This window comes from Pseudomonas sp. NFACC51 (assembly GCF_900103575.1).
Taxonomy (GTDB): domain Bacteria; phylum Pseudomonadota; class Gammaproteobacteria; order Pseudomonadales; family Pseudomonadaceae; genus Aquipseudomonas; species Aquipseudomonas fluorescens_Q.
Genome location: NZ_FMXH01000016.1, coordinates 113209 through 131144 on the forward strand (window position 1 = coordinate 113209; position 17936 = coordinate 131144).

Below are 17936 nucleotides of genomic sequence, written 5' to 3' on the forward strand. Positions count from 1 at the left end.
TACCTCATGCTCAAGGGTCAGTTGGTTAATTGAGGATCTATGCTTGGAAAGTCGTGCCAGGTCTGCTTATTGTCAAAGCTGACCTTCGCGATGAAGGTGAGCTTTTCACCGATTTGAAATCTGCGAAGCTCCGTCTTGAGTATCTGTCCTGCTTGCATTTCACCCACCGAAGTCACAGGCTGAGCATCGAGAATCGTCACGGTGTGAGCGCCTCCCGCACTCAGCAATCCCCTCATCTCGACCCTGAGGAACTGTGACGTCGCCATGTACTTCCAGCTACCCAGCCTGAGAACAGCCGCCCCGCCCTCGGGAATGTTGGCCAAGCTCAACGTCGTCGCATTAAAACTGGTGGACTGAAGGACCGGCAACCCGCCGCTCAGGCTGGAGATCGTCAGGCTGTGCGTCTGAGACACAAGCGGTGTGGGAATATTGGGACCGGTCACCTCGAAGATTATCGGTATGTTTTTTCGCAGGTTTCGGGCGACATACTCCTTGGGAATGCGGTACTCCCGCCCTCCTGTGACGATGGGTGTGTCAGCGCGATAGAATCCGAAACCACCTTCTTCACCAAACAGTACGGCGGCGGTCTCCGTATCCGAGATGATCGCGTTTTGAGGGATGGCAACAATGACGCCATTATTGACGACAGCCGCAAGGTTCGGATCGAGCCGACTGGCCTGCGGGGTGCCGGTGGCTTCTCTCACCCATGGATAGGACAGATCACGCGGTGTCGGTGCAGCCTTCACATCCAGCTCAACCCGCCCCGACAACTCACTGATGTTTCCCGCCCGGTCTTCGACACGATATCGCGCATACCCCACACGATCGCCAAAGTCGAGAAACGCCTGCCCCTCATACACGCCCTCAAGAACGTTGGGTACCGGGTGCGGAACAGTCAATTCACCGACCTTTAGCTGATCTGGCTCTCCGGTTCCGTTTTTTTCGTTCAAATACAAGGTAATGATATCGCCGACCTTGGGACCACCCCGCTGCTCATCATAACGGGGGATACCGACCTTCACTTGATTGTTGTTCTGCTCTAGATACTGGGCCGTTACCCCACCTGTCAGGACCGCTTCAGGAAACTGCGCAAGGTCGTCGGTCTGGTTGAGCAGCGGCTTGAGGGTATCGATGGTCAGGGTAAGATCAAAAGAGTCAGCCTCGGCCAGGTTGTACAGGTGTAGAAAATAATAAAGTGAATGTTCACCATGGATGAGTAAATGGACCGGAACATAAAATACCCGATCCGCATCGGGCACCTGGGCGGTCCAGGTCTTTGTTTCCAGATCATCGCCTCCCCAATACAGCGTGACCCACTCCGGCTCATGGGGCTTGGGACAGGAATTCAACCACTTGGGAATAGTGATGGGCAAGGGCGCTACCAGGGCACTCTTATGCAGCAGATTGGTTTCGCCTCCGTCGATATTTGGCAACGCCACGACCGTAGGCGGATCGTAAATCGGGACTTGGTTTTTGCCGAACGTACTGGAATTTTTCGAATTTGACATCATGGACCCTCCTATCAACACATGAGTAACCACGCCTCCAAAGCCACTACTGTCCAGAGAGGCCCATTAGATTCCAAAACCAAACCGTTGAGTACTAACAGAACTGCTCAGTTGACAGACTCCAAAAAAGAGTTCATGAAAAATGAAACAAGGACCGTTACGGTCCTTGCTCGTTTGACTAACCCTCATGCCGTCTCGTGAAAACAATCCACGGAGCTGACCTTTTAAACAAAGCTGATCAGAACTTGTATTCCACGCCGAAGTTTACTCCCCATGGCTGATCAATCTTTTTGCCTTGGCTGTAATCGACGTCGGCGTGCACTTGCACTTTATCCGCGACTTTCATGGCAACGCCACCTCCCAACTCCAGGCGAGAACCAGAAAGGTCATTGTTGAAGCTTGTACTATTGACCTTGACCTGATTGTCTTTGGCGAACTCGTTGACCAGCGCTGCCTTGAGGTAAGGCTGAAGCATCTGCCCATTACCCAGGTCGATATCCCGACCGGCACTTGCACCCACTTTGCCCAGCAAGGAATAACTCCGGTTGCCATCGGCAGCCATGCCATTATCCAATTGGTAACGTTTGCCCTGAACCGCCAGCGCCGAGACTTGCCCAAAAGGCTCGATGAAATAACCGTCGTCCAACTTGATATGCCGACCAAACTCCAGCGTGGTGCCCAATCCATGTGTGTTGTACCGCCCCTTGGCCTGTGCCCCGTCACTGAGACTGACCTTGGACTCATTTTGGAAGCGGTTGAACTTGAGCACGCCGTCGAAGTAGTAACCGCTCTCGGCGTCCAGCCAAGTGGCGTAAGAACCGACATAAAAGCTGTTGACCGTGCCCGAGGTCCCATGAATCAGGTCCAGGTCGGACCGGCTATAACCACCCATCAGGCCAAACACCCACTGTCCATCCCCAACTGACGGCACGGGGGTATCCACACCAAAAGCCAATCCCTGCTGGGTTTGCCTATAGGCCATTCCGGAGTCGGCAGAAACGTCGAAGCGGTTACCATACGCCCGCATCCAGCCGCCAGACTGCCCCTGGTTCATCCGCACTTCGCCCATGCGCGAACGCAACGTGCTCAGTTCGCCATACCAGGCCGTACGCGAGGCATCGAACAGCGCCAGCACCGAGGCCGTACCAGGACTGATGGTTTTGCTCGCACCATCGAGATACCAGTCATTGGCGCCATCCTTGAGCAAATCATAAGAATAAGTACCCAAGTCTACCCGGCCATTGATCAACGAGAACGCAGCATCGCCGCTAGCTGCGTGGACGACATGGATGCGCTGGTTGGTCAGCGTCGGTTCCACACCGGTACTGGCCACGTCAAGCGTATGAGTACCGGTTGCTGTCCCCGTGATATTCAGAAAATCGGCTTGCCCGTTGGAAAAGTCCGCATGCATGATGAAGTTGCCGTTACCGCTGAGATTCTCCACCGACAAGGTATAGAAACTGCCAGGCTGACCAAACTGAACCTCCCCCCCTGCCATCGACAGATTCTTTAGCTGACTGTCTTCGACCATGACCCATTTGCCCGAGCTATTGACCGCCAGGGTATCGACGTTCTCCAGGCGCCCGGTCAAGGTGGCGAAGTTGCTCAAGGCCACCTTCGCGATACTGCCCGTTTCAGCCACCACATCACCGAGCAGAACGCTGTTATCGACATTCAGCGCCGCCATGCCATCGTTCGTAACTTGCAGCATCACACCATCGCTGCCCTTGAGGGTCGAGCCATTGCTCACGTCGATCACCGCTTCGCGATCAGGGAGTCCGGCAACGCTGCTCACGACGATGGCCGCACCATTCAGGCCTTCGACATGGCTGGCATCCAGCGTCAGCTGGTTTCCCTTTACCGAAGAGATGTCATTACGCAAGACAACACCGTTCTGACCGCCCGTGATTCGGGTGTTGTTGCTGGCCTGGACCGTGCCACCGAAACTGACGATACCCGTGCCCGTGGCACCCGTTGCAGTCACCGTGGCGTTGCTCAGCGTCAGCTCACTTGCAGCACTGAGGGAGGCGCCGCGGGCGCCGCCGATGAGCGAGCTGTCCGTGACCGTGGCTTTGGCCCCCAACACATTGCCCGTCAAGGCCAGCGCTATACCGTTGCTGGTCACGGTGCTGTTGGCGGCAATGTTTGCAGTACTATCGACCAACTCCACGCCGTTACTGGATCCACCTGTGACTGTCGTGCCATTTAGATTGACCGTGCCACCGATAGCCACCTGAATATCCTTGGTGGAGGCACCATTGGCGGTCAGGGTGGAGTTACCAAACAGCTGATAATTGTCGGGACGGCCCCCAGCGCCAATGGTCAGGTCTTCGTCCGTCAATGTACGGGCCTGAGTGAATTGACAGACCATGATAAACGGGGCAACGGAGGCCAGCGCAAGACACCGCGATATAGGGTTTAATGCAAACGTGCAATTGGAAAATATCATGCTCGATTCCCTGGAGAAGGAAAGTTAATTCCAAGTGTCATATCCAGGCTAGCAACTCGCCGGGCAACACTTAATACGGCCGGCGAGTCTATAGATTAGCCCTGTGGGCATATGTAGGACTTTTCTGATTCTCTACCGACAACTCCTTCTTTGATCACGCAAAAGTAAACAGACCTAACTCCAGCGGCAAAGGGGTCGCACCTTCACCGCCGGATACGTGATGATGATCAAGGGAGTGGGCACGAGCCGTGACCTAGGAACATGGTCACCCGCGCCTCGCTCTCCTCAGAAGTAATCGTCTCTCCATCTACAACATAGGAGTAGGTGATTCGCCCTCGCCCCTCACTGCCCCCCGGACCAAATGGGTCATACGTGGGCAGAAGGTGCGTTGCGTAGGGTCGTACCAGCCAGATGAAGCCTGTCACCGGCCAGGTTGTATCATCCAGGGTGACCGGTTCATTCTTCTCGGCCCCATCGATCGGCGTTTCTCCAGCAGTACCCGCCAGCGCGACCCAGTGCAGGGTCACCACATCCCCGATACCCAAGTTGTAAGGCGGGCCCGATAGATCAGGCACTTGCACACGAATGGCGTAGTCGGGACCATAGAGCGAATCGCAATTCAAGAACGGGCCACTTTTATCGGGAAAGGTCGGCGCAGCGGGCTTGAAGATGACCGCGTTCACCTCGACCGGCGTGTCGTCCGAACGTTGGCGGTTGGGAGAGTTGGGAGAATTGATCCAGTACCACACCGGCACCTCGTCGCCATTGCCGCCCCTCTGGATGTAGGGCCACGGAATGATTTGCGTTTTTTCATAGCCCTCTTTATCAGTGGGCAAGACTGTATAATCGGCTTCGACGACGTGCTCGCCGTTCCAGTAAATCTTTACGATTTCGTCCGCCTGCACATTCGGGTACAACTTAAATACAAAGTTGGCATTTTTATTATTGTGCGCTCGGGTCAAAACGTTAGGCGTTGTTGAATTCTCGCCAAAGACGTCACCCAATGGGATGTCACCATTGATCGGATCAGGCCAAGGATCGATGGGCGTGGGCCCCGGTAGCCAAAAATTGGTCACGACCGTAATCCCTGTTTCGATGTCCGAACCATAAGGCACCGTGCCTCGCAATACGCGATAACTTACTTGAATACTAATCGGCCCGGTCGCAGCGCCGTATTCGCTTCGCAGCACGTCGGGGTCGATGCGGATGCTCTTGGTTGGGGCCAAACCCATGGTTTCCAAAGGAAGCACTGTCGTTCCCCAGGTCACCTCAATGTAATCGGTCCCCTTTCGCCCCGTATAGGTTTTGACGACCGCATCCACGCCATCCAGAGCATCTTGAAAATCGAGGAACCCCTTGAATGTCGCTTGCGGTACTTCGACTCTTTGAAGATCAGGGGGCGGCCAAGTGCCCAAGGCCACGCCCAAGCGGGTTAGGTCAGACAGCGGAGTGCGATTCTGCGCTTTGTCGCGCAGTGCATACACCGCATAGCAGCCACCATCCCCCACCCTCTGAATGACGTCGACAGGTATCCGTAATGTCAGGTCATTCGGTACAAAACCTGTGACCGTAGGCGGGGTACCGGGCAGGTTATCCGGCAACGGGAGTGTTCCGTAATACAGAAAATATTCATCGCTTGCCGCGCGGTCGTCATATTCGTCAAGGATCGCCGGAACCCCAGTAGGATTAGCCGCCAAAACAGCATCGGTAATGGGAGACGTAATGGTTAACGGTTCGGGCTCCTTATGGTTATAGGGGGGCGTGCTATCGAAAATACGAGTGGTAGGTAGTGACTTGTCTTTCTGGTGGTTGTAACTATCTAAATACGCTCTGAATGTATAAACGCCATCGATGGCAAAGTGCTTGCGCTCAAGGGTCAGTTCAAACGGAAAAGCGGTTTGCGGGTCGACCGGATAAGGAAAGCTTCTTTCAGCAACGTCTTCATAGTCATCTTCATCAGGCGTCGCACCCGAAGCGAACTGCAAATACATGATCGACTCATCATTCGGAAGTGCCGGCAAGTCAGAGAAACCCAAGAATTTGACTTGCAGATCCCTATCCAGATCTTCACCATGGAGCGTACCGTCTGTGCTATCAACCACCCTGGCCAGAAGCTCAGGAGGATCCAAAGCCTTGGGCCCTGAATGCTGTTCACGTCGCTGCGCGAGGTAGTCAATACGAGCCTGCGCCGCACTGGTTTTCTTGTCCACGCTTGCCATATCCGATTCTCCTGATATTCAGACCGTCGTGATTGGAGCTACCGCCGTAAAGCTCGGCACACAATGCCCATGGACATCTCGAAGCGTTTCACATCGACCAATAGGGCCTGCGACTGATTGAACGCCCTCTTTCATATCTTGGATACTGTCAGAGTTGACAGGTCGTCCTTTTACAGAGCCCAAGCAGCGACTGCCCGCCAGAAAAGCCGGGGGTTCAAACCAAGGGACAATTCGCCAAGCCCGGGCCGCATCCCGTGCCAGCACATTTAGTTAGCCTGCTTTCTTTTATCCTCACCTCGCGCCATGATGAGGCTCTCTTACCGCCGCCCGCGAACGAGCCCCATGCCCACGCCCTCCTCTGCTCCCAGTTCCCTATCGGTCACCCTGCAGATCGTCTCCATCGTTTTCTACACCTTCATCGCCTTTCTCTGCATCGGCCTGCCGATTGCCGTGCTGCCCGGGTATGTGCACGAACAGCTGGGCTTCAGCGCGGTGGTGGCCGGGTTGACCATCGGTTCACAGTACCTGGCGACCCTGCTCAGCCGTCCCATGGCCGGGCGGTTGTCGGACAGCGTCGGCACCAAGCGGGCGATCGTCTACGGGCTGTCGGGGATTGTGCTCAGCGGCGTGCTGACGCTGCTCTCGACCTTGCTGCAAAGCTATCCCCTGCCCAGCCTATTGATTCTGATTGTTGGGCGCCTGCTGCTTGGCGTGGCCCAAGGGCTGATTGGCGTGGGCACCATCAGTTGGTGCATGGGCCAGGTGGGTGTGGAGCACACCGCCCGCTCGATTTCCTGGAACGGCATCGCCTCCTACGGGGCCATCGCTATTGGCGCGCCGTTGGGGGTGGTGATGGTCAGTGAATTGGGTTTTGCCAGCCTGGGTATTGCGTTGTCGTTGCTGGCCGGGGCGGCGCTGTTGATCATTCGCAACAAGCCGTCGGTGCCGGTCATTCGTGGCGAGCGCTTGCCTTTCTGGGCGGTGTTTGGACGCATTGCGCCGTTCGGGGCGGGCCTGAGCCTCGCGTCGATCGGCTACGGCACGCTCACCACGTTCATCACACTGTTCTATATCAGTCGCGGCTGGACCGGCGCGGCGTGGTGCCTGACGGTATTCGGCGTCTGCTTCATCCTCGCGCGGTTGCTGTTCATTTCCAGCATTGCCCGTTTCGGCGGCTTCAACTCGGCCATTGCCTGCATGAGCATCGAAACCCTCGGGTTGGTATTGCTATGGCTGGCGCCGTCCACCGCGTTCGCCCTGGTCGGTGCTGGGCTGGCCGGTTTCGGGCTATCGTTGGTATACCCGGCGCTGGGGGTGGAGGCCATCAAGCAAGTGCCGAATACCAGCCGGGGCGCCGGCTTGAGCGCCTATGCGGTGTTCTTTGACCTGGCGCTGGCGATTGCCGGTCCGCTGATGGGGGCGGTGGCGTTGAACCTGGGCTATTCGTCGATCTTCTTCTGCGCCGCCTTGTTGTCCGTCACTGGACTGGGCCTGACTCTGCTGCTGCGTCGCCGAGCTATAAACGCACCTTATTGATCGGCCGTCCTCATCCCCGCCCGGGTTGGCTTGCCCAAGGCCTCGCCGAAGAAGCGGCTGGCCTCGGAAATCATGGTGCGGTGGATGTCCTTGCGGTCGACACCGTCAGCGTCCGTGCAGAGCGCGGGCATCGCGGCGATCTGCTCATCGGTGCAGGGTGCGAGGAAGACAAAATGGCCTGCGCCGGCCAGGGTCTTGAAGTCCGGTGCGGTGGGCAGCTTGCGGGCCAGAGCGGCAGCATTCTTGTCGAAAGCCACGATTTTGTCGCCATCGCCGCTGTACAGCAACACCGGCACATGGACATCGGCCAACGTATGACGACCGAATTTGAGGCTCAACGGTGCCATCAGCAGCAGCGCCCGGACCCTGGGGTCGGCCACGGGTTGCAGGTCATCGCGGTCGGCAATCAGTTCGCCCTGAGTGTTGCAGGCGTCACGATCGTCCGGCCGTTCCACGCAGTAGCGGCGCAGGCGATTGAGGTCCGGCGTCGCACCGGACAGGATCAGCGCGGTTTCACCACCGGCCGAATAGCCGATCACCCCAACCTGCCCGGCGTTGACGAACGGCGACAGCATCGGATCATTGAGCGTTGCGGTGATGGCTTCGGAAATCTGGATCGGCCGCCCGTACAGGTTGCTCAGGGTGCCAAGCCGGCTGTGATCCTGGGCATTGTCGCCGGGATGAATCACCGCCACCACGACAAACCCCTTGCGTGCCAGCGAGGTGGCCAGGTCATGCAGGGCCAACGGCGTGCCGGTGTTGCCATGGGACAACATCAATAGCGGGAAGCGGCCGATGGCGATCTGGGCGTCCGGCGCGGCATCGATCTGGTAGCCGCCCAGCAGGCTGGATTGTTCTCGGTCGGTGGACGGATAGAAGGCAATGGCGTGCATCGGCTGCTGATCCAGCGGATCGAGAAAGCTCAGCTCATGGAAACCGGCGCTCCAATGCGGATGTGGGCCCGGTGCGGCCTGCACTGGACCGAGACTGGCAAACAAGCAAAGCAGCAGCGCCGCACCAAAACGTATCATCGAATCATCCACCTTCACCAGCGCACGGGAAGGCCCCGTCGCTCGCAGTTTTGGCCGTGCATAACCTGCGCCAGAAATCCAGGCGCCGAATGCAGTAAAACCCTGCATCCCGGCCATCCAATGACGACGAGAATACAGGGTTTTACGAAGGTTGCCCGAAGCGCTTGCTGCCTTTACGCAGGTTTTACGCAGCGGCGAACTGTTCGCCGATCTGCGCCTGGGCTTCGTTCATGCCCTTATTGCGCATGTCATCGCCCTTGGCCAGCCCTTCCGCACGGACGAATTCGATGTCGGTGATGCCCAGGAAACCGAACATCACCTTCAGGTATTCCTCGTGCCCCACGCTACTTGGCTGCCCGGCATGCAAACCACCGGCGGTGGAAACGATCACCAGCTTCTTGCCACCACACAGGCCTTCGAAGCCAGCTTCGGTGTAGCGGAACGTCTGGCCGGCCACGGCAATGCGGTCGATCCAAGCCTTGAGTTGGGTCGGAATGCTGAAGTTGTACATTGGCGCGGCGATGACCAGCGCATCCGCCGCCTGGAACTCTGCCATTGTCTCGGTGCTAAGGTCGGCTTCGTACTTGAGCGCAGCGTCACGCAATTCGGCGCTGGTACCGGCGGCAACCAGCGTCTGGGCGGAAAAATGGCTGATGGCGTCGGCGGCCAGGTCACGGTAAGTAACGGTGATGCCTGGCTCGGCAACTTTCCAGGCTTCAACCACTTGACGGCTCAATTGGCGGGAAGCGGAGTTGTCACCGAGGATGCTCGAATCGATGTGCAGTAGTTTCATATCAATGCTCTCCAAATGAGGACCGCAACCGGGCGATCAATTGGCGACCATCCTACATATGAGACCAATGATCGATAAGTCAGCATAAATGCGATAGTTTGTCCCATTGACAGGACAATCGAGTTCAACATGCAAGACCTCAATGACTTGTACTACTTCGCCAAGGTCGTCGAAGCCGGCGGTTTCGCGGCGGCTGGGCGCGCGCTGGGCATTCCCAAGTCGCGGTTGTCGCGGCGTATCGCCGAGCTGGAAGAACGCCTCGGCGCCCGGTTGCTCCAGCGCACCACCCGCCAATTGAAATTGACCGCGGTCGGCGAACGTTATCTGCGCCATTGCCAGGCCATGTTGCTGGAGGCCGAGATGGCCGACGAGGCAGTGGCGAGCATGTCCAGCGAACCCCGCGGCCGACTGCGGGTGTCGAGTCCGGTGGGCTTGGCCCACCAGTTCCTGCCGGCGATAATCGAAACCTTCCTGGTGAAATACCCTTTGGTGCAACTGGATATGACCCTGCTCAACCGGCGGGTGGACTTGATCGGCGAAGGCATCGATGTGGCGTTGCGCGTGCGCGATCTGGGGGACGAGGATCCCTTGCTGATGACCCGGCGCCTGCGCCAGGCGCGACTGATGATGGTTGCCAGCCCGGCCTTTGTCGCAGGACGGCGGATCGAAACCCCGGACGATCTCAAGCAACTGCCGGTGCTGGGGGCATTGGAAGCCGATCGCCAGGTGCACCTGCGCCTGGTCAGCGCCGATGGGCTGCGGGTGGAACTGAGCCTGGAAGCCCGCCTGGGCATCGACGACTTCATTGTGCGACGGGCCTGCACCCTCGCCGGCCTGGGCTTCACCTTATTGCCGAGCATGTATTGCGAGCAGGAATTGCAGGACGGCACACTGGTGGAACTCTTGCCTGGATGGTCATCGCCCGATGGCTGGCTCCAGGCGGTCTACCCGCATCGGCGTGGCGTGCTGCCAGCGGTGCGTGCATGGATCGATCATTTGGTGGAAGCCTTCGAGGGCTGTGGAGATAGAACGATATGAGGTTGAGCGAAGAGGATGTCGCGCAGTTTTGCCTGGGCCTGCCCGGCGCCAGGGAGGACTACAAATGGGGCGGCGTGCGGGTGTTTTCCATTGCCGGGAACAAGATGTTCGCCCTGCAGGGCCTGCGAGGCGACTCGCTGGCGTTCAAGGTCGACAAGGATCTGTTCCTGGGCCATTGCGACCGACCGGGCATTCACCCCGCGCCTTACCTGGCGCGGGCCCAGTGGGTCATCATGCAAGTGCCCTACCCGCTGGGGGCCGAAGAGTTGCGTGGCCTGCTGCAACGCTCACACCAATTGGTGGTCAGCAAATTGCCCAAGCGCACCCAGGTGGGCTTGTTGCTCTAGTCATTCAGAACAGATAGCTGCCCAGGAACAACTGGTCGATCCAGAACACCTGGTGCAACAGCACGATGAACCAGAACACGACCTGAAACGACACTTTGCGAGTCTTGTGGCGAAACAGCTGCTGGGCCAGCAAGGCTCCGGGCCAACCGCCGGCCAGCTCCACCGCATGCAGCACATTCTCCGGGGTGCGCCAGGTGTCGGCGCGCGCCTTGCGCTTGTCGCTCCAGTACAGCAGGAATGCCACCACGCTGACGCCGCCATAAGCCACCATCGGCACCCACGACACCGCCCGCAGCCCCAACAGGAGCGAACCGAACAACGGCAAGGCACAGAGCAGCGCAAACACCATCAGTTTGAGCCGCAGGTGCTGCACGGTGCCTTCAGCATTGCGCCCGGCGTGTTTGCGGCTGCGTGATTGGTTCATGGCTTGGCAGCGGTCCAGTCCACCCAGCCGAACTGCCAGGTTGCCAGGATCAACAGGCCGAAGGCGATTCGATACCAGGCGAACACGGCGTAGCTGTGGCTGGCGATGAATCGCAGCAGGCCCTTGACCGCAATCATGGCGAAAATGAACGCGGTGACGAAGCCAATGGCGAACACCGGGAAATCCGCCGGGACGAACAGTTCACGGTATTTGTAGCCCGAGTAGACCGCCGCGCCAACCATGGTCGGCATCGCCAGGAAGAACGAAAACTCGGTAGCGGTTTTACGCGACAGCCCGAACAGCAGGCCACCAATGATGGTCGCGCCGGAACGGGAGGTGCCTGGGATCATCGCAATGCATTGGGCCAGGCCGACCTTCAGGGCATCTTTCCAGGAGATCTCGTCCACCGTTGCGGCGTGCACCTGGTGCTGGCGCTTCTCGGCCCAGAGCATCACCAGGCCGCCCACCACCAACGCGGTGGCCACCGTGACCGGGTTGAACAGGTAGTGGTGGATCCAGTCGGCGAACAGCACGCCCAAGACCACGGCGGGCAGGAAGGCGATCAGCAGGTTGGCGGTAAAGCGGCGGGCGCTGGGCTGCGTCGGCAGGCCCAGCACCACGTCAAAGATCTTGCGGCGAAACTCCCAGACCACCGCCAGGATCGCGCCGAGCTGGATGATAATGTTGAACGCCATCGCACGCTCACCGCCGAACTCGAGCAGGTCAGCGACAATGATCTGGTGTCCCGTGCTGGAAATCGGCAGAAACTCCGTCAAGCCTTCTACTACGCCAAGAATCAGTGCCGAAAAGGCGGTCCACAAATCCATTCATCCCCCAAAAAAGACGCTGTTCATGCAGGTCTTATCAATATTCAAGTGTCATGCAGGTCCCCCGCAGCGGGTGCACGATAACCGCGACCTTTCAAAAAAAACCAATGAAAAATGAGAACCGGCTCAGGTTTTGCGCTGCGGGGCCGAAATCCTATCAGACGAGCCCTGATAACGCTGCCGCGTTGTGACTCAGGTCAATGACCGATAGCGGCCGGGCGCTACAGTGCCGGCCGTCGATATGACAAGAATAAAAAAACCGGAGTGACAGCGTATGAATAGCTTGCGCAGTGTGTCGATCAGCCGACGCTTGTGGCTCATCCTGGTCGTGGCCATCGTGATGTTGTTCACGCTCGGCGCCTTGATGCTTAAACAGATCCACAGCGACCTCTACCAAGCCAAGGTGCAGAAAACCCAGCATGTGGTACAGACCGCCAGCGGCGTGCTGACTTACTACCAAGGCCTGGAAGCTGCCGGGACCCTTACCCGTGACGCCGCGCAAAAGCAGGCCCTCAGCGCCGTACGTGGCCTGCGCTATAACCAGGCTGATTATTTCTGGATCAACGACCTGACGCCGGTCATGATCATGCACCCGACCAACCCGAAGCTTGAAGGCCAGAATCTCTCGGCCATCCGTGACCCGAACGGCTATGCGCTGTTCAACGAGATGGTTGCCATCGCCAAGTCCAAGGGCGCCGGCATGATCAATTACCTCTGGCCGAAACCGGGCGCCGAGGCCCCGGTGGGCAAGACCTCCTACGTCCAACTGTTCGAGCCCTGGGGCTGGATCATCGGCTCAGGCGTGTACGTGGATGACGTCCAGGCCGAGTTTCAATCCCAGGTGATCAAGGCCTCGGTGGTTGGACTGGTCATCACCCTGCTCATGGGCCTGCTGTTGACCCTGATCGTGCGCAGCATCGTCGGCCCGTTGCAGGAAACGGTCAACGCCATGGCCAACATCGCCAGCGGCGAGAGTGACCTGACCCGCACCCTCGACACCCACGGCCAGGACGAAGTCACTCAACTGGCGCGGCATTTCAACGCCTTTACCGCCAAGTTGCGGCAAGTGGTGACCCAACTGCAAGCTTCGGCCAGTGCGCTGGGGCAATCCTCCAGTGAATTGGGCAACGACGCGGCGCAGGCCCAGGAACGCAGCCAGCAGCAGTCGCAACAAATGGAGCTGGTGGCGACCGCGATCAATGAAGTGACCTATGGCGTGCAGGACGTGGCCAAGAACGCCGAGCACGCGGCCAATGAGATGCGCGACGCCGAATCCCAGGCCCAGCAAGGCCAGGTCAACATCGATGGCAGCTTGCAGCAGATCGACCGCCTGTCCCAGACCATCGACCAGGCGGTGGAAGTGATCCGCACCCTGGCGAGTGAAAGCACCCAGATTGGCAGCGTGCTGGAGGTGATTCGCTCCATTGCCGAGCAGACCAACCTGCTGGCCCTCAACGCCGCGATCGAAGCCGCCCGCGCCGGCGAACAGGGCCGGGGCTTCGCGGTGGTCGCCGATGAAGTGCGGTTGCTGGCCCAGCGTACTCAGAAGTCCACTGCAGAGATCCAGGCGATGATCGAGCGCCTGCAAACCCATTCCGAAGCCGCCGTGAAAGTCATCGGCGACAGCAGCCGTGCTTCGCAACTGACCATCGAACAGGCCGGCCTGGCCGGTGCCAGCCTCAACGCCATCGGCCAGGCCCTGCGCAATCTCAACAACCTGAACGCCTCCATCGCCAGCGCCACGTTGCAACAGGCCCATGTGGTGGAAGACATCAACCAGAACGTCACCCAGGCCGCCGGCCTGTCCCACAGCACGGCCATGGCCGCCGAACAATCCAGCCAGGCAAGCACCCGCCTCAAGGCATTGAGTGAACAGTTGAACGGGTTGCTCACGCAGTTCCGGGTCTAAAGATCGGTAGCCCCCCTGTGGGAGCGGGCTTTGGATTAGATCGTTCCCACGCTCCGCGTGGGAATGCATCCCGTGACGCTCTGCGTCACCTCCAGAAGCGGAACGTGGAGCGTCCCTGGCGACATTTCCACGCAGGAGCGTGGGAACGAACGTAATCCCTTGCTCGCGATAGCGACGGCACATTCAACATTGGTATTGGAGCTGCCCACGCCATAGCGTTTACAATCGCCGCCCTCTTCTATTCCCCAAGGAACCGCCATGTCCGGGCTTGAACTGTTTGCCGCAGCCCTCGGCGTGATCGCTGTCTGGTTGACCGTCAAGCAGAACCCCTGGTGCTGGCCGATAGGCCTGGTCATGGTGTTGCTGTACAGCTGGATTTTTTTCGAGGTGAAGTTGTACTCGGACATGCTGCTGCAGGTTGTCTACGCAGTGCTGCAACTCTACGGTTGGTGGCAATGGACCCGTGCCGGGCACAATCATGATGGACGCCAGGTCAGCAGTCTCGGTGGGGCGTCAGTGCTGTCCGGCCTGGCTATCGGTGCGGCAGGCAGCCTGCTGTTGGGCGCCGCCATGGCCCACTGGACCGATGCCGCCCAGCCCTGGCTCGATGCCGCGCTCACCGGTTTCAGCCTCGTGGCCCAGTGGTGGATGGCGCAGAAACGCGTGCAATGCTGGCCGCTGTGGATTGCCCTGGACGTGATCTTCGTCGGCCTGTTCATCTACAAAGGCTTGCACCTGACTGCCGCGCTCTATGCCCTGTTCACCCTGTTGGCCGTGCAAGGCTGGCGGGAATGGCGCGCCGACCCGGCCCTGCGCGCATGAAGGTGGTGGTGCTGACCGGCCCGGAATCCAGCGGCAAGAGTTGGCTGGCGGCGCAATTGCAGGAACATTTTGGTGGCGTGCGGGTGGATGAGTACGTACGCCATTTCATGGAGCAGACCCAACGCGACACCTGCCTGGCGGACATCACCGACATCGCCTCCGGCCAATTGGCCTGGGAAGATGAGGCGCGTGCCCGCCGGCCGGCGCTGTTGATCCTCGACACGCACCTGCTGAGCAACATCCTCTGGAGCCAGACCCTGTTCGGCGACTGCCCGGACTGGCTCGAGCCGGCCCTGCTGGCCCGCCATTATGACCTGCACTTGTTGCTGAGCCCCGAGCAAGTCGAATGGACCGGCGACGGTTTGCGCTGCCAACCCGAACTGGCAGAACGCATGGATTTCTTCGAAGCGATCGAGCGTTGGCTGGTTCGGCATCAACGGCATTTCCAAGTGATTGAAGGCGATTGGACGCAACGTCGGGACCAGGTGTTCGCCGCCGTGACCCGACTGCTCGACATCTGACGTATCGCGAGGGGTGTGTTGCGTTCTTGAAACACCTGGCCCCCCTCAAACCCTGCCCCAGCGCCCTTTCACACAATTGTCATCCTCACTGTTAGTTTCTTGAAACACTCCCCTCCCACAGCCTGGATCCATAGCCAAACGATAGCGCACGGCCATTAACCGCCACAGGGTTGTCTCACGGATGAAACAGATTCGACCGGCGGGTCATACAAAAAAACTCTAACCCTTTGAACTACAAGTCATTTCAAAACACGGCACAACACATGCTCTCCCACTTCGCAACGCTGACAAGGGCCAGCCCACCGAAGAAGGAATCGATGCCGTGGGGACTTTCAAGAAAAGTTTGACGTGCCTGCTGTTAACCGGCTGCGCCGCCAGCGCAACGCTCAGTCTGCCGGCGCAGGCCGAGGGCAACGGCGTCATTGTGCTCAACCGCGACGTGCAGCCCATCGCAATTGGTCGCAACGGTGGCAAAGACCCCTATCCAACCACCGTCAATGCCAACCCCTCCGAACGAATCAACCAGGCGACCGCCAGCACCGAACTGAGTGACGGCGAATTTGCCAGCGTGGCCAGCGGCTCGTCGATCCGCAACACCGTCAACCCGAATACTGGCGTGCAAGGTCTGAACGTCGTGACCAATCCCAACGGCATGCCGGGCATGAATGCCGGTCACGGTGGCGGTAGCGGCGGCGCGATCTCCGGCACCATCAACCGCTCGCTGAGTTCCGGCCTGGCCCCGCTGGGTCGGCTGGCGGGAGGTCAGTGATATGAAGCCCGTGCTGTTTCTGCTCGCCCTGTTCATGCTTTCCCTGCTCAGTTCTTTCACCGTATTTGCCGATCCAGGTGTTGCGGTGGTCAGTAACGCCAACCTGCAGGATTCCGGCAGCCATTACACCGGCAACTTCAACGTCAACCAAGCCGCCGGCGACCAGATCCAGCAAACCAACACCCGGGCCATCGCCATTGGCAGCCACGCCCAGGCCAGCACCCGCGTGCAGCAACGCGTCGACACGCCGGCCGACCCTTCCATGACCGCCACCGCCCGTATCGGCGGCCACTCCTTCACCAACGGCAACGGTGTGCTGGGCGTCAACCAGTCCGCCGGGGCCAACAACCAGATGGCCAATGTCATGCGGGTGGGCATCAGTGCCCATCCGCAGAGCATTGACGACAGCGCCCTGTCTCAACAGAACGTGGCGTTGCTACCGAACTCAGGAACAACTGGCGCCCCAACCGGCAGTCGCCAGGTCGTTACCAGCGACCAGGCCTTCACCGGCAGCCGAGGGGTAATCCAGGTGAACCAGAGCGCAGGGGTGGGAAACCGCATGGCTAACACCCTGAGCATCCGAGTCGCGGATTGACCCGGAGGCTACATAAGAAAGTACTGACACTTAACCAACGACACGCAAGGAGAAACACCATGAAACCTACAATGGCACTCAAACCATTGGTTTTCGCTCTCGCCGCGGTCATGACAATGGCGGCACAGGCTGGAGGAAACGACAACAATAATGGCCATGGCAATGGTCACGGTCACGGCAATGGCCATCAGCAAGGGCCGACGCTGGATCAATTGCTCTCCATCAATGCCGGCGCTGGGGCTACGGTGCTGGATGAGCAGAACAGCGACGGTAACGTGGTGACCAACCAGGCCACCAGAAACACCGCTGAAGCCACTGACTCGCTCAATGGCAGCAACGGCAATATGGGCGCCAACATTGCCGGCGGCGACGGCAACCAGCAGGACAACGCCGCCGCCCTGGCCACCGCCGACGAAAGCTTTATCTTCGGCTCGGCTGTCGCCGCCTCCAGCGCCACGCAGGTCAATAACAACAACTACGTCAAGAACAACTCGACGCAAAACAACGCCTCGCTCACCAATGCAGGCAACAGTGGCTCCGGCAACATCGGCATCAACGTGACCGCCGGGAACTTCAACCAACAGAAAAACAACCTGGCCATCGCTGTATCCGGGGGCCGTGTCGCACAGGCCTCTGCCGCGGCTGACCAGTCCTCCACCGGCCTAGTGGTCGACAACAAAGGCGTGCGGACCTACAAGACCGACACCCTCACCAGCACCTACAGCGCCTCCGGCACGTTCAAGGCCAAAGGTACCGGTACCGCCGAAGACAACGATCACGGCGGCTGGGACAACAGAGGCGGCGGCTATGGCGGCGGTCACGATGACGACAAGTTCAAGTTCTCCGCCGTGGGGACCTTCGAGCTGGCCGGCAGCAACACCCAGCAGGTGCTGACCCGTGACGGTTGGAAAAACCCTGTGATCAACAACGCCACCATGACCAACTCCATGAACGGCTTCTCCGGTAACGGCGGCGCCAACGTGTCGGCAGGCGTGGGCAACCAGCAGAGCAACTCGCTGTCCATCGCTGCCGGCTGCAAAGCCTGCATGTAAGCGCGCATGAAACGAAGCCCCGGCAACGGTAATGCTGTCCACTCAGGACGTGAGTGATTCTTGTGGCGAGGGAGCTTGCTCCCGCTGGGCTGCGAA

General features: G+C 59.1%; 16 protein-coding genes. 9 read left to right on the plus strand and 7 right to left on the minus strand.

Annotated features, from left to right (window positions below; translation table 11 throughout):
- Positions 1 to 17: 17 nt before the first annotated feature.
- From BLT00_RS25605 to BLT00_RS25615, 3 genes are all read right to left on the minus strand, one after another.
- On the minus strand, positions 18 to 1511 hold the full coding sequence (locus tag BLT00_RS25605) for a hypothetical protein (RefSeq protein WP_092142850.1): 1494 nt from the start codon (positions 1509 to 1511) through the stop codon (positions 18 to 20).
- A 235-nt stretch (positions 1512 to 1746) separates the two neighbouring features.
- The gene (locus BLT00_RS25610) at positions 1747 to 3957 is read right to left on the minus strand and encodes an autotransporter outer membrane beta-barrel domain-containing protein (RefSeq protein ID WP_256572792.1); all 2211 of its coding nucleotides are present in this window, start codon (positions 3955 to 3957) and stop codon (positions 1747 to 1749) included.
- Positions 3958 to 4184: 227 nt separating this feature from the next.
- A complete protein-coding gene (locus BLT00_RS25615; RefSeq protein WP_092142844.1) occupies positions 4185 to 6176 on the minus strand; it encodes a hypothetical protein in 1992 nt (663 codons plus the stop codon).
- Positions 6177 to 6518: 342 nt separating this feature from the next.
- Between BLT00_RS25615 and BLT00_RS25620 the strand changes: the two genes are divergently transcribed.
- Positions 6519 to 7712 (plus strand): MFS transporter, encoded by a 1194-nt coding sequence (locus BLT00_RS25620; RefSeq protein WP_092142841.1) that lies wholly within the window; start codon positions 6519 to 6521, stop codon positions 7710 to 7712.
- Here the strand turns inward: BLT00_RS25620 and BLT00_RS25625 are convergent.
- Together BLT00_RS25625 and BLT00_RS25630 are read right to left on the minus strand one after the other, a co-directional pair.
- Positions 7706 to 8743, minus strand: coding sequence for an alpha/beta hydrolase family protein (locus BLT00_RS25625; protein ID WP_092143708.1), 1038 nt, complete (start codon positions 8741 to 8743; stop codon positions 7706 to 7708). The genes BLT00_RS25620 and BLT00_RS25625 overlap by 7 nt on opposite strands.
- 184 nt (positions 8744 to 8927) lie before the next feature.
- Positions 8928 to 9536 carry an FMN-dependent NADH-azoreductase gene (locus BLT00_RS25630; RefSeq protein WP_092142838.1) on the minus strand — a complete coding sequence of 203 codons (609 nt, stop codon included), beginning with the start codon at positions 9534 to 9536 and terminating at the stop codon, positions 8928 to 8930.
- 129 nt (positions 9537 to 9665) lie between these two features.
- Between BLT00_RS25630 and BLT00_RS25635 the strand changes: the two genes are divergently transcribed.
- Both BLT00_RS25635 and BLT00_RS25640 read left to right on the plus strand, forming a co-directional pair.
- The gene (locus BLT00_RS25635) at positions 9666 to 10574 is read left to right on the plus strand and encodes a LysR substrate-binding domain-containing protein (protein ID WP_092142835.1); all 909 of its coding nucleotides are present in this window, start codon (positions 9666 to 9668) and stop codon (positions 10572 to 10574) included.
- Positions 10571 to 10921 carry an MmcQ/YjbR family DNA-binding protein gene (locus BLT00_RS25640; RefSeq protein ID WP_013693486.1) on the plus strand — a complete coding sequence of 117 codons (351 nt, stop codon included), beginning with the start codon at positions 10571 to 10573 and terminating at the stop codon, positions 10919 to 10921. Before BLT00_RS25635 ends, BLT00_RS25640 begins: the two co-directional genes overlap by 4 nt.
- A 4-nt stretch (positions 10922 to 10925) precedes the next feature.
- On the opposite strand, the gene BLT00_RS25645 is transcribed toward BLT00_RS25640, so the two are convergent.
- Together BLT00_RS25645 and BLT00_RS25650 are read right to left on the minus strand one after the other, a co-directional pair.
- Positions 10926 to 11345, minus strand: coding sequence for a DUF1294 domain-containing protein (locus BLT00_RS25645; protein ID WP_092142832.1), 420 nt, complete (start codon positions 11343 to 11345; stop codon positions 10926 to 10928).
- Positions 11342 to 12172: an undecaprenyl-diphosphate phosphatase gene (locus BLT00_RS25650; RefSeq protein WP_063320894.1), complete on the minus strand. Its 831-nt coding sequence runs from the start codon at positions 12170 to 12172 to the stop codon at positions 11342 to 11344. The genes BLT00_RS25645 and BLT00_RS25650 overlap by 4 nt, the downstream gene beginning before the upstream one ends.
- A gap of 274 nt (positions 12173 to 12446) precedes the next feature.
- On the opposite strand from BLT00_RS25650, the gene BLT00_RS25655 reads away from it, so the two are divergent.
- The 6 genes from BLT00_RS25655 (at position 12447) to BLT00_RS25680 (ending at position 17840) form a co-directional block, all read left to right on the plus strand.
- Positions 12447 to 14081: a methyl-accepting chemotaxis protein gene (locus tag BLT00_RS25655; RefSeq protein ID WP_092142829.1), complete on the plus strand. Its 1635-nt coding sequence runs from the start codon at positions 12447 to 12449 to the stop codon at positions 14079 to 14081.
- Positions 14082 to 14339: 258 nt separating this feature from the next.
- A complete protein-coding gene (gene pnuC / locus BLT00_RS25660; protein WP_092142826.1) occupies positions 14340 to 14903 on the plus strand; it encodes a nicotinamide riboside transporter PnuC in 564 nt (187 codons plus the stop codon).
- Positions 14900 to 15424: an AAA family ATPase gene (locus BLT00_RS25665; protein WP_092143705.1), complete on the plus strand. Its 525-nt coding sequence runs from the start codon at positions 14900 to 14902 to the stop codon at positions 15422 to 15424. The genes pnuC and BLT00_RS25665 overlap by 4 nt, the downstream gene beginning before the upstream one ends.
- Positions 15425 to 15746: 322 nt before the next feature.
- Positions 15747 to 16193: a hypothetical protein gene (locus tag BLT00_RS25670; protein WP_092142823.1), complete on the plus strand. Its 447-nt coding sequence runs from the start codon at positions 15747 to 15749 to the stop codon at positions 16191 to 16193.
- A gap of 1 nt (position 16194) precedes the next feature.
- Positions 16195 to 16788 (plus strand): adhesin, encoded by a 594-nt coding sequence (locus tag BLT00_RS25675; protein WP_092142820.1) that lies wholly within the window; start codon positions 16195 to 16197, stop codon positions 16786 to 16788.
- A 59-nt stretch (positions 16789 to 16847) separates the two neighbouring features.
- Positions 16848 to 17840, plus strand: coding sequence for a hypothetical protein (locus BLT00_RS25680; protein ID WP_063320889.1), 993 nt, complete (start codon positions 16848 to 16850; stop codon positions 17838 to 17840).
- The last annotated feature ends 96 nt before the right edge of the window (positions 17841 to 17936 follow it).

Bases quoted from the DNA above. Each gene is read 5' to 3' on its own strand.
- BLT00_RS25605 (WP_092142850.1), bottom strand. From the start codon at position 1,511: ATGATGTCAAATTCGAAAAATTCCAGTACGTTCGGCAAAAACCAAGTC.
- BLT00_RS25610 (WP_256572792.1), bottom strand. From the start codon at position 3,957: ATGATATTTTCCAATTGCACGTTTGCATTAAACCCTATATCGCGGTGT.
- BLT00_RS25615 (WP_092142844.1), bottom strand. From the start codon at position 6,176: ATGGCAAGCGTGGACAAGAAAACCAGTGCGGCGCAGGCTCGTATTGAC.
- BLT00_RS25620 (WP_092142841.1), top strand. From the start codon at position 6,519: ATGCCCACGCCCTCCTCTGCTCCCAGTTCCCTATCGGTCACCCTGCAG.
- BLT00_RS25625 (WP_092143708.1), bottom strand. From the start codon at position 8,743: ATGATACGTTTTGGTGCGGCGCTGCTGCTTTGCTTGTTTGCCAGTCTC.
- BLT00_RS25630 (WP_092142838.1), bottom strand. From the start codon at position 9,536: ATGAAACTACTGCACATCGATTCGAGCATCCTCGGTGACAACTCCGCT.
- BLT00_RS25635 (WP_092142835.1), top strand. From the start codon at position 9,666: ATGCAAGACCTCAATGACTTGTACTACTTCGCCAAGGTCGTCGAAGCC.
- BLT00_RS25640 (WP_013693486.1), top strand. From the start codon at position 10,571: ATGAGGTTGAGCGAAGAGGATGTCGCGCAGTTTTGCCTGGGCCTGCCC.
- BLT00_RS25645 (WP_092142832.1), bottom strand. From the start codon at position 11,345: ATGAACCAATCACGCAGCCGCAAACACGCCGGGCGCAATGCTGAAGGC.
- BLT00_RS25650 (WP_063320894.1), bottom strand. From the start codon at position 12,172: ATGGATTTGTGGACCGCCTTTTCGGCACTGATTCTTGGCGTAGTAGAA.
- BLT00_RS25655 (WP_092142829.1), top strand. From the start codon at position 12,447: ATGAATAGCTTGCGCAGTGTGTCGATCAGCCGACGCTTGTGGCTCATC.
- pnuC (WP_092142826.1), top strand. From the start codon at position 14,340: ATGTCCGGGCTTGAACTGTTTGCCGCAGCCCTCGGCGTGATCGCTGTC.
- BLT00_RS25665 (WP_092143705.1), top strand. From the start codon at position 14,900: ATGAAGGTGGTGGTGCTGACCGGCCCGGAATCCAGCGGCAAGAGTTGG.
- BLT00_RS25675 (WP_092142820.1), top strand. From the start codon at position 16,195: ATGAAGCCCGTGCTGTTTCTGCTCGCCCTGTTCATGCTTTCCCTGCTC.
- BLT00_RS25680 (WP_063320889.1), top strand. From the start codon at position 16,848: ATGAAACCTACAATGGCACTCAAACCATTGGTTTTCGCTCTCGCCGCG.